The organism is Pseudomonas silensiensis, from assembly GCF_050434865.1.
In the GTDB taxonomy this organism is placed as follows: Bacteria; Pseudomonadota; Gammaproteobacteria; order Pseudomonadales; family Pseudomonadaceae; genus Aquipseudomonas; species Aquipseudomonas fluorescens_W.
Genome location: NZ_JBNDJH010000001.1, coordinates 152,841 through 166,613, shown reverse-complemented (window position 1 = coordinate 166,613; position 13,773 = coordinate 152,841). Strand labels below are relative to the sequence as shown.

General features: G+C 54.8%; 11 protein-coding genes. 6 read left to right on the top strand and 5 right to left on the bottom strand.

Going from position 1 to position 13,773, the window contains the following annotated elements:
• The first annotated feature begins 236 nt into the window (after positions 1 to 236).
• The 3 genes from QF010_RS00675 to fdhA all read left to right on the top strand — a co-directional run bounded on the left by QF010_RS00675 (position 237) and on the right by fdhA (position 3,259).
• The gene (locus QF010_RS00675) at positions 237 to 1,004 is read left to right on the top strand and encodes an SDR family NAD(P)-dependent oxidoreductase (RefSeq protein WP_033061697.1); all 768 of its coding nucleotides are present in this window, start codon (positions 237 to 239) and stop codon (positions 1,002 to 1,004) included.
• A 12-nt stretch (positions 1,005 to 1,016) separates the two neighbouring features.
• On the top strand, positions 1,017 to 1,772 hold the full coding sequence (locus tag QF010_RS00670; RefSeq protein ID WP_033061696.1) for an SDR family NAD(P)-dependent oxidoreductase: 756 nt from the start codon (positions 1,017 to 1,019) through the stop codon (positions 1,770 to 1,772).
• Positions 1,773 to 2,059: 287 nt separating this feature from the next.
• A complete protein-coding gene (fdhA, locus tag QF010_RS00665; protein WP_033061695.1) occupies positions 2,060 to 3,259 on the top strand; it encodes a formaldehyde dehydrogenase, glutathione-independent in 1,200 nt (399 codons plus the stop codon).
• 103 nt (positions 3,260 to 3,362) lie between these two features.
• Here the strand turns inward: fdhA and QF010_RS00660 are convergent, their stop codons facing one another.
• The 4 genes from QF010_RS00660 to QF010_RS00645 all read right to left on the bottom strand — a co-directional run bounded on the left by QF010_RS00660 (position 3,363) and on the right by QF010_RS00645 (position 8,153).
• Positions 3,363 to 4,280: a DMT family transporter gene (locus QF010_RS00660; protein WP_033061694.1), complete on the bottom strand. Its 918-nt coding sequence runs from the start codon at positions 4,278 to 4,280 to the stop codon at positions 3,363 to 3,365.
• Positions 4,281 to 4,388: 108 nt separating this feature from the next.
• Positions 4,389 to 5,735 carry an NAD(P)/FAD-dependent oxidoreductase gene (locus tag QF010_RS00655; RefSeq protein WP_033061693.1) on the bottom strand — a complete coding sequence of 449 codons (1,347 nt, stop codon included), beginning with the start codon at positions 5,733 to 5,735 and terminating at the stop codon, positions 4,389 to 4,391.
• Positions 5,732 to 7,249: an aldehyde dehydrogenase gene (locus QF010_RS00650; RefSeq protein ID WP_033061692.1), complete on the bottom strand. Its 1,518-nt coding sequence runs from the start codon at positions 7,247 to 7,249 to the stop codon at positions 5,732 to 5,734. Before QF010_RS00650 ends, QF010_RS00655 begins: the two co-directional genes overlap by 4 nt.
• Positions 7,242 to 8,153 carry a dihydrodipicolinate synthase family protein gene (locus tag QF010_RS00645; protein ID WP_033061691.1) on the bottom strand — a complete coding sequence of 304 codons (912 nt, stop codon included), beginning with the start codon at positions 8,151 to 8,153 and terminating at the stop codon, positions 7,242 to 7,244. Before QF010_RS00645 ends, QF010_RS00650 begins: the two co-directional genes overlap by 8 nt.
• A gap of 731 nt (positions 8,154 to 8,884) precedes the next feature.
• On the opposite strand from QF010_RS00645, the gene QF010_RS00640 reads away from it, so the two are divergent.
• Entirely contained in the window at positions 8,885 to 10,120 is a 1,236-nt protein-coding gene (locus QF010_RS00640) for an aromatic ring-hydroxylating oxygenase subunit alpha (protein WP_033061690.1), read from the top strand.
• Between the two features lie 137 nt (positions 10,121 to 10,257).
• On the opposite strand, the gene QF010_RS00635 is transcribed toward QF010_RS00640, so the two are convergent.
• Positions 10,258 to 11,220 carry a LysR family transcriptional regulator gene (locus QF010_RS00635; protein WP_033061689.1) on the bottom strand — a complete coding sequence of 321 codons (963 nt, stop codon included), beginning with the start codon at positions 11,218 to 11,220 and terminating at the stop codon, positions 10,258 to 10,260.
• A 448-nt stretch (positions 11,221 to 11,668) separates the two neighbouring features.
• Between QF010_RS00635 and QF010_RS00630 the strand changes: the two genes are divergently transcribed.
• Both QF010_RS00630 and proW read left to right on the top strand, forming a co-directional pair.
• Positions 11,669 to 12,706 (top strand): quaternary amine ABC transporter ATP-binding protein, encoded by a 1,038-nt coding sequence (locus QF010_RS00630; protein ID WP_429532336.1) that lies wholly within the window; start codon positions 11,669 to 11,671, stop codon positions 12,704 to 12,706.
• An 8-nt stretch (positions 12,707 to 12,714) separates the two neighbouring features.
• Entirely contained in the window at positions 12,715 to 13,719 is a 1,005-nt protein-coding gene (gene proW, locus QF010_RS00625) for a glycine betaine/L-proline ABC transporter permease ProW (RefSeq protein ID WP_223527127.1), read from the top strand.
• Positions 13,720 to 13,773: the final 54 nt, after the last annotated feature.

The window sequence follows — 13,773 nt, the reverse complement described above, 5'->3', positions numbered from 1 at the left end:
TGACCTTTCTTTGAAAATTCCTCGTCACTGTACACCGCAGGATCTGTGGCGTACACGGCATGTACATGGGCGTACATTTTTTAGACATATGTTCGCTATACCAAGAGCATGTTTGTTGCGCGCGCGATTTTTTGGATAACGCCACGTCATCTTTGGCCCAGTAAAAAAGTTGTTGGACGCTGCGATCCATTGAAACCAAATAATGGCTGCGCCAAAAACTTCAGGTAGGTTGCCCTATGAAATTCAATAATAAAGTGGTGGTCATTACCGGCGCTGCCGGCGGTGTCGGACAGGCGTTAGCACTATTGTTCGCCCGAGAAGGCGCAAAGCTTGTCTTGTCTGATCTTGATGAAGCCGGTTGCAAATCAATTTCCGCCAAAGTCCGTGACCTGGGCGCCGAAGTGCACTACGTGGCAGGCGATTTACGCCGAAAAGAATATTGCGAAGCGATTGTCCAAACGGCCGTCGATATTTTTTCGGGGATCGACATCGTATTGAACAATGCGGGCATCATTCCCCGCGGCACGATTGAGGAAACCACTGACGATATGTGGTTCGACGCCATGGGCGTAAACCTGAATGCGGTGTTCTTCATCTGCCGTGCCGCGATACCGCACATGAAAAATCGCCCGGGTGCCGCAATCGTCAACACATCATCTGTCTGGGGCATTTATCCAGGCCCCGCTCATGTGGCGTATTGCACAAGCAAAGGGGCTGTCGCGGCGTTAACCAAAAATCTGGGCCGCGATTGTGCCCCTTTGGGTATCCGCGTCAACGCCGTGTGCCCGCACGAAATCAATACCCCGATGATACGCAGCGGCTTTGAGCGTCGCGGCCTGGATCCAGACAAAGCCGTGCAAGAACTGAACAAGAGCGTGCCATTAGGCCGTATCGCCGAGCCTGAAGACATTGCGGATGTCATCGCATTTCTGGCGTCCGGCGAGGCCAGGTACATCGCCGGTGAAACGGTAGAAGTCACAGGCGCCAAGCCGGTATCCGGCTAAGGAGAGGTAGCGATGCTCAATGGTAAGAATGTAGTGGTGACCGGGGGCGGCAGAGGGATTGGCCGAGGCATCACCGAACAATTGCTTGAGGCGGGAGCTTCCGTGTTGATTGCTCAGCGCCAGGCACTGGACGCCGACTTGCAAAATCACCCTCAAGTCTATTTCGTCGAGGCTGACCTCGCCTCGATGGAGTCACCCAATTTGATTGCCCAGTTCGCCCAGGAGCAGCTTGGCGGAATCGATGTATTGGTTAACAACGCCGGGTTCATGTTCGAGAAATCCATTGATGATATGACCGAGCAGGACTGGGATCGCATGATGGCAGTCAATCTGCGGGCGCCAGCGTTCTTGTGCAAGGCGTTGGTGCCACAGATGCGTATGCGAGGCGGTGGCAGCATCATCAACATCGGGTCGATCGAAGGGATAGGCGCCAACCCTGAACATGCCGCGTACTGTGCCTCCAAGGCGGGCATCCATGGGCTGACCCGAGCCTTGGCAATCGATCTCGGCCGGGACGGGATCCGCTGCAATGCCATTGCTCCAGGGTGGATCAATTCCGAGTTGAGTGATGCGTACCTCGCCGCTCAAGCTGATCCGCGTGCGGCGCGCCAGGCACTCCTGCGCCTTCACCCGGTCGGGCGTACCGGATTGCCGGCGGATGTTGGCGGGACAGTCGTTTTCCTGGCCTCCGAATCATCGGCCTTTATCACCGGGCAAGTGCTTGTGGTGGATGGGGGGCGCACGGCGAAACTGCCACTGCCGTTTTGATCGAATTCGCCCAGCTCGGTCGGAACTGACGATGCCGCGAGAGTTCGCGTATGCACAGTTGAGAGTCCTGAAACTGGTGGTGATTGGGTGCTAAATGCTCTCGCCGGGTGCTGATACCAGGCGTAGGATCGATACGATGACGGCTAATCACGCGTCGTTGGAAGGTGACTTCCAACCCATCTGCATTCACGCGCAAACGCAAGACATATACCGCCGCACTGTAAGGCCACGCGACCCTTCGCAGTACAAGGGCCGTGTTCTCACAACAACAAAAGCGAGGTGCAATCATGTCTGGTAATCGTGGTGTCGTGTATCTCGGCGCAGGCAAGGTCGAGGTGCAGACCATCCCCTATCCGAAAATGCAAGACCCGCGCGGCAAGCGCATTGACCATGGCGTGATTCTGCGCGTGGTCTCGACCAATATCTGCGGCTCCGACCAGCATATGGTGCGTGGCCGGACCACGGCCCAGGTCGGGCTGGTGCTTGGCCATGAGATCACCGGCGAGGTGATCGAGAAGGGTCGTGACGTGGAGAACGTGCAGATCGGTGACCTGGTCTCGGTGCCGTTCAACGTCGCCTGCGGCCGTTGTCGCAGTTGCAAGGAGCAGCACACCGGCGTCTGCCTGACGGTCAACCCGGCGCGCCCCGGCGGTGCCTATGGCTATGTGGACATGGGCGACTGGGTTGGCGGCCAGGCCGAATACGTGCTGGTGCCGTATGCCGACTTCAACCTGCTGAAGCTGCCTGACCGCGACAAGGCAATGGAGAAAATCCGCGACCTGACCTGCCTCTCCGATATCCTGCCGACCGGCTACCACGGCGCGGTGACTGCCGGTGTCGGCCCTGGCAGCACCGTGTATATCGCCGGCGCCGGCCCGGTCGGACTGGCTGCCGCCGCCTCCGCCCGTCTGCTGGGTGCGGCGGTAGTGATCGTCGGCGACGTCAATCCGCTGCGTCTGGCGCATGCCAAGGCCCAGGGCTTCGAGATCGCCGACCTGACCAAGGACACTCCACTGCACGAGCAAATCGCCGACCTGCTCGGTGAGCCGGAAGTCGATTGTGCGGTCGATGCGGTCGGCTTCGAAGCCCGTGGCCACGGCCATGACGGCGCGCAGCACGAGGCTCCGGCCGATGTGCTCAACGCGCTGATGGGCGTGGTGCGGGTCGCCGGCAATATCGGGATCCCCGGTCTGTATGTCACCGAAGACCCCGGCGCAGTCAACAAAGCCGCTAAGCATGGCAGTCTGAACATCCGTTTCGGCCTCGGCTGGGCCAAGTCCCACAGCTTCCATACCGGCCAGACCCCGACGATGAAGTACAACCGTCAGCTGATGCAGGCGATCATGTGGGACCGGATCAACATTGCCGAGGTCGTCGGCGTGCAGGTGATCAGCCTGGACGACGCGCCGCGCGGTTACCACGAGTTCGATGCCGGGGTACCGAAGAAATTCGTCATGGATCCGCACAAGCTGTTTAGCGCGGCATAAGGAGTAGGTTGGGAAAAGGGCAGCGTTGAGCTGCCCTTTTTTATCGCCGTGTCTCGCCCTGAAAACCAACCACACATTGATTACTTCATACACTCAGGTACGTTCACGCCTTTGCCTTAATCGCGTACAACCCCCCAATAATCACCAGCGCCGCACCGACAACCACCCAGGTGTCCGGGCGCTCGGCAAAAACGATCACACCAATCAACGTGGCGAACACCAGAAGCGCATAGTTGAACGGCTGCAGGGAAGAAGCGGTCGCGTATTTCAGTGCTTGAATGAAGAGAATCTGTGCGACTACTCCCGTCAATGCCAGGATCCCCATCAAGAGGCCCTGGACTGGAGTCGGAGAAACCCATGCAGGCAGCCCCGCAAATGTGACCGTCAGGGCACCCACACTTGCCATGTAGAGCATGTTCGTAGCAAAGGAGTCGTGCTGGCTAATACGGCGCGTCAGTACGTTGAACACCGCGAACGCCAAAGCAGCCAGCAGGGGGATCAGCGCCGCAAGTTCAAAAACGCCCGCGCCTGGCCGGAGAATGATCAGTGTGCCGGTGAACCCTATCGCCGCAGCAACCCAGCGCCGCAGACCTATGAACTCCCCAAGCACCGACCCCGCCAATGCCAGTGTCATCAGCGGAAATACGGCATAGAGCGCATGCATTTCGGCCAGGCCCAAATATCGTAGCCCCACTGCAAACAGTAGGGTCTCACCCACGGCCAGCAACGCTCGAATGATTTGCAGCCAAGGGTGCTTACTGCGAAACGACGCTTTTGCCCTGCCTTGGTAGGCTGCATATCCGAGGGCAAAAACGACAAACACCCAATAGCGCATCATGACCAGTTGGGCAACCGGGAAGTCTTTGACAAGCACCTTGGTTATTCCGTCTTGGCTCGCAAAGATAAGCATTGAAAGCAGGCATAGAAAGATCCCGAGTTGGGGCTTCGCGACCCCAGGATTAGCGGCAACAGCGGGCGCAGTATTTTTTGTTCGGTCGCTCTTCAATTGCACTTCGGTCATGCCCTTCCCCTTTGCAGGATGCCTTCCAGATATTTCTCATGGATTATTCCGTTCTTATTAGTGACTTGTTAAACGGCCTTTATTGGAAAAGCCGACAACTTAAATTTGTTAACCTTCTCGCCCGGCCCAAAACTCATGCCAGCGAATAACCGAACTGACGCCCAGTTTCGTTATTATCTTGGGGGGTAGCTTGCTGGGGCCTGGCGCGTGACTGAAGCTATCGAGAAACTCCGAACGCGTACCCGATGCCAACTCCGCAACCATCACACCTGCCAGGGTGCTTTTCACAGTACCCAGTCCATTTTCGCAGCAAGCCGAGTACAGGTTTTCTTCAATCTCGCCAAATGCAGCGGCGCTGTTACGACTTAAGCACAGGCGGCCGGCCCAACTGAATTCCAGCGCCGTGGATTTCAATTCGGGAAAGCGCGCATCCAGGGACTGTCGCTGCTCCTTAGCCACCGCAGCTACCCGCTCTGGAGTGACCTGGATACTCGGGTCATAGGTGAACTTTGTCCGAATGATAATTCGCGAGAGACCGTCTGAAGAGATCTTGCGAACGGTCGCTCCCATTGGATCCGCCGGCAGCAAGGCCCACTTGGCTTTGCCCGGCACCTCTTTCCTGAATTCATCATCACTGTACGCCGCCGTCATGGACGCGTAAGTGAAGACGTGCAGCAGGCGTCCTTGATAATGGCCAAAGTCTTCAATGTGCCCGTTAACCCCCAGGATGACCTTGGGTGCGTACACCGTACCGTTATGAGATCGAGCGCTCCAACCGCTTCCCTGCTTGGTCAACTCAATAATCGGAGAGCGCTCGAACAGCGTGATTTTCCCGTCGAGCCCTGCTGCCAGGTCTCTAATGTATTGCGCGGGTTGAATCATCACTGCGCCGGGCGTGTAGATCCCCCCGTGGTAGTAGGCGGACCCGGTGATTTCGCGCATTTGCGCGGCATCAAACATCTCGAACTTCTCGCCAATGCGCTCAAGGGATTTGGCGTAATTGACGTTCAGCTTCAATCCCCGCTCAGTGGCGGCCGCGTTGATCTTTCCTGAAGGGTCGAAGGTGTCGGCAGACATGCCGTACTCGCGTGCCGCCTGCGCAGCGAAATCGATCGCAAAGCGATTTTGCGTGATCTCCATCGCCGTTGCAGACTCACTCGCCACGGAGTATTCCCCGGACGACAGACTGTGCGGCACATCGATCATGAAACCAGAGTTTCTGCCCGCCGGCCCCTTGGCGACTTCATGAGCATCGACCACAACAATGCTGTCACCCGGGTGTAACTGTGAAAGTCTGCGAGCGGCGGACAAGCCGGCAAAACCGGCACCGATAATCAGCCAATCCGCCGTCACGTTTCCATCAAGCATGCGGACAGGCGCAGTGCGTGCGGAAATCGCCTCCCAACCTGAAACCCCGGTGTCTACCGGCAGGCGCTTGATGGTATGGGTGCTCATTTTCCGGTCTCTTCATCCGACCGATCAGACACATCGATCCAGATCGTTTTGATTTCGGTGTACTGGTCATGAGCAAAAATCGATTTGTCCCGCCCCCCGAAGCCCGACTCTTTGTAGCCGCCGAATGGCGTCGATGCGTCGCCCTCACCAAAGCAGTTCACGGTGACGATGCCGGCGCGAATTTCCCGCGACAACTTGATCGCACGGCGCAGGCTGCCGGTATAAACCGAAGCCGCCAGGCCGTACACCGTGTCATTGGCCAGGGCAATGGCTTCGGAGATCGTGTTGAACGTGGTGACTGAAAGAATCGGGCCGAAGATCTCTTCCTGGAACAACCGGCTATTCCGATCCACGCCGTCTATCACCGTCGGTTCTACGAAGGCACCGTCTTTGGTTGCGCCGCCATACACGACTGCGAGCTTCCCGGCGGTGGCGTGCTCAAGGTACGACTTCACTTTTGCGAAATGCTCTGGGCTGACCAACGACCCTACGCGGTTCTGAGGATCGAGTGGATCACCCATTTTCCATTCGCGGATGTAGGCGCCCATGCGCTCCAGCAGCTCGTCTTTGACAGACGCATGGACGATCAGACGTGAAGTCGCGGAGCAGTTTTCGCCCATGTTCCAGAACGCGCCATTGACGACATGCTGAGCGACGAGATCCAGGTCCTGGGCATCGTCCATCACCACGGCCGGATTCTTTCCGCCGCATTCAAGGACGATGCGCTTCAGGTTCGAATCGGCGGCGTAATGCAGGAAGCGGCGGCCGGTCGCGGTGGAGCCGGTGAAGCTCACCATGTCGACATCGTTATGCAAGCCAATGGGCTCACCCACCTCTTTGCCCGTGCCGGTCACAATGTTGAGGACACCAGCGGGTATACCGGCTTCAAACGCCAGCTGAGCGACACGCAACGTGGTCAGCGAGGTTTGTTCAGCAGGTTTGACGATGACCGAGCAGCCCGCAGCGAGCGCAGGACCGATTTTCCAGGCCAGCATCAGCAGTGGAAAGTTCCACGGCAATACGCAGCCCACCACGCCGATCGGCTCCCGGACCACCATGGTCAGCGCGTCACTGCCCACCGGAGCGGTGTTGTCATAAATCTTGTCAATCAGTTCAGCGTGCCAGCGGATCGTGTGGATGGTGTCCGGGATGTCGACCAACTGACATTCACTGACTGGTTTGCCGCTATCGAGACTTTCGAGGACGGCCAGTTCGTATTGATGGCTTTCAAGCAGGTTTGCAAACTTCAACAGAACAGCTTTGCGCTCCCGAGGAGAAATAGATCTCCAGCGTCCATCCTCAAAGGCTTCCTTAGCATTGCTCACCGCAAAGTCGACATCTTCGGACGAACAGGCAGCGACGTCAGTCAGAAACTCCCCCGTCGCCGGATTATTCGTGGCAAAGGTTTTGCCAGAGATCGCAGGTGTATACGCGCCATTGATGAACGCTTTGGATGGCAATGAAATGTCTTTGGCCAGAGCGGCATAGTCGGCCTTGCTCAGAAGATCACCCATGGCTGGCTCCCGAAGAAATGTTGGCTACGTTACGTTTGAGTTCAGTAATGACCGACGCGAAACTCTGCTTTTCGGACGCTTCAAGTGGCTGCAATGGCAGGCGCACGTTACCGACGTTCAATCCGGCAATTTCGCAGCCGTACTTGATCGACTGCACGAATTTGCCACCGTCCAGGGCATTCATCAGCGGCATCATTGCCGACATGATTTGACGGCCTTTGTCGAAGTTCTTTTCGATCACGCAGGCTTCATAAAGCGCAACGTGTTCCTTGGGCAGGAAGTTGGAACCTGCGCACACCCAACTGCGAGCGCCCCAGGCAAAAAACTCGAGGGCCTGGTCGTCCCATCCGCAGGACAAGGCGATGTTGGGGAACTGCCGAGCCAGCATATGCACCTGACCCATGTCGCCAGAACTTTCCTTGATGGCAACGACGTTTTTCGATTGGCTGACACGCGTGAAATACTCTTCATCCATCGAAACGCACATGCGCCCCGGATAGTTGTAAAGCATGATCGGCAAGTCCGCGGCGCGATCGATAGTGAGCGCGTGAATCGCGTTTTCCTGTGAGGTTGGCAACGCGTAAGGCGGGGACGTGACAAGAATGGCGTCCGCTTTGATCGATTTCGCATCCTTGGCGTACTGAACCGCATCTTCGGTACGAATCGCCCCAGTACTGACGATCAGTTGCACCCGAGTGCCGATCACATCTTTGGCGTAGGCCGCCAACTCGGTGCGTTCTTCGCTCGTCTGCGCATAATACTCGCCGGTCGACCCGCCGATAATAATGCCGTGCACCTTCGCCTCAATCAGCGACTCCAAAACTTGCGAGTACACATTCCAGTCAATCTCCCCGTCCGAGTTATAAGGAGTTACTGCTGGCGTATAAATACCTTCAAATTTCAAGATAAATGCTCCGAATACGAATTAGGTGGAAGATAAACGAGCGCGTCAGTTTGGATGCCATGAGGCGCGATAAAATTTCCATGTTTCACGGGACAGTTCCCAATGCTTAACACACGACTAGTACGGTTAACCGTTGAATCCAGACTGGCATGGGCCAAGAAGACGGTCAATAGAGTGTATTTCCAGCGCATGCATTTCCAGGGTGCATCTTTGCTCGTCATGAAAAATAAAATTACCTTAACTATCAAAGGCTTGAAATTTCCCTGCCAAGGCCGCGACGTCAATCGATAACATTTGTTTATGCATTGATAAGAGTAAAAGTTTCTTGTTGGTGCATGATTACCGACGTAGCCTTACAACAGCGATATTCTACCGACGAATTGGATAATAGAATTCCTCGCACCTTCGTTTCATTAGTTTGAATTTATTTGCCCGGGCTCGAATAGAAACTGTAGAAAATTGCTATTGATGCAAACATCGGCATTACAGGAATGTCTGCATTAGTAAGGACTCGGACGAAATGAGTGCACGGATGGCACCCCCATCCAAGAAGGCACATTTTTCGTAAGGCGCTTTCTGGACGTCGCAAAACGTACCGGTTCGCGGATAGAAGCAGCACGGTTTGATGGGCTTGCATCCACAGACGGTACTGCGAACTCAAGACCGTTTGGCCTCACCTCGCTGAGCAGGCTGAACGTGTCGTCCCCTTGGTATTTTGGAGTGTGTTGACCGTGAGCACTAAATCGGCAGTTTCAAATCTTATCGCGCAGCGCAAGCCTGACCACGCGCTGCCAGGTGCCCTCTATAGCGATCCAGACGTTTACAGGCAGGATCTGGAACAGATCTGGCACAAAAGCTGGATCTTCGCAGGGCACACATTTGAGCTGGAGAAGTCGGGGCAGTATCTATCGCTGCAAATCGGCGATTACCCTGTCGCTATCGTGCGCGGCGCAGACAAGCAGATTCGTGCCTTCCACAACGCCTGCCGCCATCGCGGTTCCAAGGTGTGCCCGGAAGCAAGCGGCAAAGTTGCCAAACTGGTGTGCCCTTACCACAAATGGACATTCGAGCTGGACGGCAGACTGCTGTTCGCCGGGAACATGGGGGACGATTTCGACAAGTCTCAGCATGGGTTGAAGTCCGTGCATTGTGAGGTGGTCGAAACGTACATCTATGTGTGCGTTGCAGATGTCGCCCCAGACTTTTCGTCGTTCAGAAAATCCGTCACTCCTTTCGTTGCGCCTCATAACCTGGACGACTGCAAAGTCGCGTTTGAGTCGAACATCATCGAGAAAGGCAACTGGAAACTGGTTTTCGAGAACAACCGTGAGTGCTACCACTGCGATTGTACTCACCCGGAATTGATGCACTCATTCGTGGACAACCCATCAGTGGGCGGCGCCGGCGGCGATGAAGATCTCGAACTCAAAGAGCACTGGGATCGCTGCGAGGCGGCAGGTCTGCCTAGTCGATTGGTCATGGATGAGGAGGGTCGTTTCCGAATGACGCGCATCCCCCTGTTTTCCGGGGCAGTCAGCTACACAATGGATGGCAAGCCTGCGGTCGCTGGCCGGTTGGACACAACCGGTGAAGCCAACATCGGTGCGCTGCTTTATTTCAATTACCCATCAACCTGGAACCACTTTCTGGGCGATCACGCGCTGAGCTTCCGCGTTCTGCCGATCGGTCCTGGCGAGACGTTGGTCACTACAAAATGGATCGTCAAGAAGGACGCGCAGGAAGGTGTCGACTACGACATCGATCGCCTGACCAAGGTTTGGCTTGCAACCAATGACCAGGATCGCACCTTGGTTGAAGGGGCACAGGTCGGCGTCAGTTCTCCGGCTTACGAGCCAGGCCCATTGTCGGTGGCCAGCGAAATTGGTGTATGTCAGTTTGATGATTGGTACTGCAAAACGATGCTTGAACAGCTCAATGACACGATCCCGTTAAGATCTGTCGGCTAAGTGCAACACTGCCGGTGGTGAGAGCCACGAATGATCACCACCGGCATTCGCTTCAGTTCTGCTTTGAGCAATACGTGTTGGCGATGGAGCTCCCCGCACCTCGAGTGATTGCTCAATCACTGCCGCGTTCCTTTCTTCTAAACGGCTCTGGAAAACTGGGCCAGAATCCAGTCGCGTAGCCGACAACACGCGTCATCATTGATCCGGTCTTCACGGAATGTCAGATAGTGCTGACTTTCGTGGAGAACCACTTCTTCTTCGATTGGACGAATCAGCGTGCCATTTTCGATCAGGTTTGCAACCAGGTGATTCCATCCCAGCGCCACGCCCTGATGGGTCAACACCATGCTGATTACCAGGTTGTAGTCATTTGCGTTGAAAACGTGAGGGCTGTCGTGGGGCCGTTTCTCGATATCAACATCGTGATAAGCCAGCCAAACGCCCCAGTCAACATGCTCCGCTACCTGGGATCTGCCATAGGGACTGAGGTTTAGCAAAACTCCGTCACGTATTCCTTCAAGGCTGGACAGCTCAGGGTGCTCCTCTTTGTAACGAGGTGTGCACACCGGGTAGATGACGTCATGGAACAAGGGATAGCTACGATATCCATCCTGAATCCTGGCCATTTTGGTGATGAAGATGTCTGGAGTGACACCGGGTTCCATCGACAAAAAGTTTTGAGTGGTTACCAGATTGAGGTCGATGTCTGCATTCTTGGTAAAAAAACCCGGCAGCTTCGCTGCGAGCCAAAGGGCTGAGAACGCGGGAGAACAGCAAAGCGTCAACGTGCGCTTGCCAGCGTTGTTGGTTCGAATGCGCTCCGCCGCTTGGGAAATGTTAACGAAAGATAACTGTGCAGCATCAAAAAAAATTGATCCGGCTTCCGTCAACTCGACCGCTCGACCCACCCTCTTGAAAAGATCCACCCCAAGGTACGCCTCAAGCTCCCGAATCTGACGGCTGATTGCCGCTTGAGTAACGCACAGCGCTTCAGCCGCACGCGTAAAGCTCTGATATTTGGCGGCGGCTACGAATGACTTCACTGCTTTCAGAGACGGCATTTTCAGCAGCGTCATGTCTGGATCGATGTGCTTAACCATAACCTAGAGTATTGAATATCCGGTTCGGGGCCCTTTGGAGGGCCGTTAGGGACGAAATCGGCGAGAGGGTTCCGCCCAGAGCCTACGCTGGAGCGTAGCTGAAACACAGGGTCTAAGACAGTGCCAGCGGCATTCGTGTTCGCAACTAGCACCGCCGCAGTCGCAAACTGACATAATTAAATGATTGATAACATCACGTTATTGATTGGCTGGAATAAATGTTGTTAGACGCTGACTCTATTAGGTAATAACTTGGTTCTCAAGGAACTGCTTAATTCAGAGCCGATAAAACAAAAATAATAAACATCACATAATAAAGAGGATGGTCACAATGACTAATTCCCAACCTTTCTCACAGTTTGACTGCCCTCACAAGCACCGTCTTAACTGATCAAGATACGTACACATAAGTTCTTGATCTTACGTCGTAATTGCAGCAGGAGGGGTTATGAGTCTTGGTGACGAGATACTCTCGGTAAAAAACATTTACAAAGTCTTTGGTACTCAGCCAAAGCTCGCGATGGAGATGCTGGCTCGCGGTGCTGATAAAAGTGAAATTTTCAGCAAAACCGGTCAAGTCGTTGGCGTTTTTGATGCCAGTTTCTCCGTAAAACGTGGAGAGATTTTCGTCATCATGGGACTTTCCGGTTCCGGGAAGTCGACGATGGTGCGGTTGTTCAATCGACTGATCGAGCCAACTTCCGGAACGATCCATCTCAACGGTAATGAAATCACCGGTCTGTCGGATGCTGATCTCCTCAGCGTTCGTCGCAAAGACATGAGCATGGTGTTTCAGTCGTTTGCTCTGATGCCCCACATGAGTGTGATCGACAACGTTGCTTTCGGCCTGGAAATCTCTGGTGTCGAGGAAAGTGAACGGCATAAACGTGCACTTGAGGCACTTAAACAGGTGGGGCTCGATGGCCACGCCTACAGCTATCCGCACCAACTGTCCGGCGGCATGCAACAGCGGGTAGGCCTGGCCCGAGCGCTGGCCAATGATCCCGCCATCCTGCTGATGGACGAAGCCTTCTCGGCACTCGACCCGTTGATTCGCCACGAAATGCAGGGCGAACTGATCCGCCTCCAGGCAGAACAGCATCGCACCATCATCTTCATCTCCCATGACATTGACGAGGCGATTCGCATCGGCCATCGCATCGCGATCATGGAGGGTGGTCAGGTCGTTCAGATCGGTACCCCGCAAGAGCTGCTTTGCAACCCCGCGAATGATTACGTCAGAGCTTTCTTCAAAGGCTTTGATGCCTCGAAGATCCTCAAGGCGGGTGATGTCGCCAAAATTTGCGCAGAGCATCCGTACGCCATGGATCACTCCACTCCTACGCTTCGCGACGATGTACTGCTGCAGGACGTCTTTCACATCGTTGCTGATGCCGTTAATCCAGTTGCCGTGCTCGATCGCCAGGGTGTGTTCAAAGGCACGATCTCCAAGAGCCTACTGCTTCAAACAATGAGCCGACACTAACAGGCTCTATTTGCTGGCTTGCCAGGCTCGGACATTCAGGTGATGACATGAACGAATTCAATTTCCTAGACCCCTTTCAATCTATCAACGTCCCTTTGGGCCAATGGGTAGAAGTTGCCCTGAACTTTCTGGTTCATAATTTCCGCGAGGTTTTCCGATCGATAAGATGGCCAATCGACCAAGTACTTAATGGTATTCAGTTCGGATTGTTGGCTATTCCTCCGTCAATATTCATTATTATTGCAACGCTCTTCGGCTGGCAGATAGGAGGGAAAAAGATAGGCATACTTTGTTTCGTCACCCTCACCCTCTTAGGAGTGATCGGGGTATGGAATGACGCCATGATCACCCTCGCCCTGGTGCTCACTTCACTGTTTTTCTGTGCAGTTATTGGCATTCCGCTGGGCGTCCTGTGTGCCCGAAGTGACCGACTGGAGATGCTTCTTCGCCCGGTACTCGATGCAATGCAAACACTGCCTGCATTTGTTTATCTGGTGCCCGTGGTGATGCTATTTGGCATCGGTAACGTACCGGGAGTACTGGTCACGATCATCTTTTCGGTCGCACCACTGGTCAGGCTCACCAATCTGGGCATTCGCCAGGTACCGGAAGACAAGGTTGAAGCTGCACGGGCTTTCGGATGCACCCCACGCCAGATGCTGAGGCGGGTTCAACTTCCATTAGCTGCACCGACGATCATGGCGGGTCTGAATCAGGCATTGATGTTGTCACTGTCCATGGTGGTGATCGCTTCAATGATATCGGTTGGTGGACTGGGGATGATGGTACTTCGAGGGATTGGCCGCCTCGATATGGGCTTGGCAACCGTCGGTGGATTGGGTCTGGTATTGCTGGCGATTTTCCTCGACCGACTGACCCAGGCAATGGGCGAACGCAGTAACAGGGCAACCAAAGGTGAACACTGGTACCAGACAGGACCGGCGGGCGTCATTTATCGCCTGAAAAGAAAAAACACTGTCATGAAAATAGAAGTCAGTCCCAAAGAAAGCTAACTCCGCTAAGCGGCGCGTCGTGAACCAAAAGAAATGCCAACTTCTTTAATCCAG

Excerpts from the sequence above, each read along its gene's own strand:
- QF010_RS00675 (WP_033061697.1), top strand. The coding sequence starts at position 237 with ATGAAATTCAATAATAAAGTGGTGGTCATTACCGGCGCTGCCGGCGGT.
- QF010_RS00670 (WP_033061696.1), top strand. The coding sequence starts at position 1,017 with ATGCTCAATGGTAAGAATGTAGTGGTGACCGGGGGCGGCAGAGGGATT.
- fdhA (WP_033061695.1), top strand. The coding sequence starts at position 2,060 with ATGTCTGGTAATCGTGGTGTCGTGTATCTCGGCGCAGGCAAGGTCGAG.
- QF010_RS00660 (WP_033061694.1), bottom strand. The coding sequence starts at position 4,280 with ATGACCGAAGTGCAATTGAAGAGCGACCGAACAAAAAATACTGCGCCC.
- QF010_RS00655 (WP_033061693.1), bottom strand. The coding sequence starts at position 5,735 with ATGAGCACCCATACCATCAAGCGCCTGCCGGTAGACACCGGGGTTTCA.
- QF010_RS00650 (WP_033061692.1), bottom strand. The coding sequence starts at position 7,249 with ATGGGTGATCTTCTGAGCAAGGCCGACTATGCCGCTCTGGCCAAAGAC.
- QF010_RS00635 (WP_033061689.1), bottom strand. The coding sequence starts at position 11,220 with ATGGTTAAGCACATCGATCCAGACATGACGCTGCTGAAAATGCCGTCT.
- QF010_RS00630 (WP_429532336.1), top strand. The coding sequence starts at position 11,669 with ATGAGTCTTGGTGACGAGATACTCTCGGTAAAAAACATTTACAAAGTC.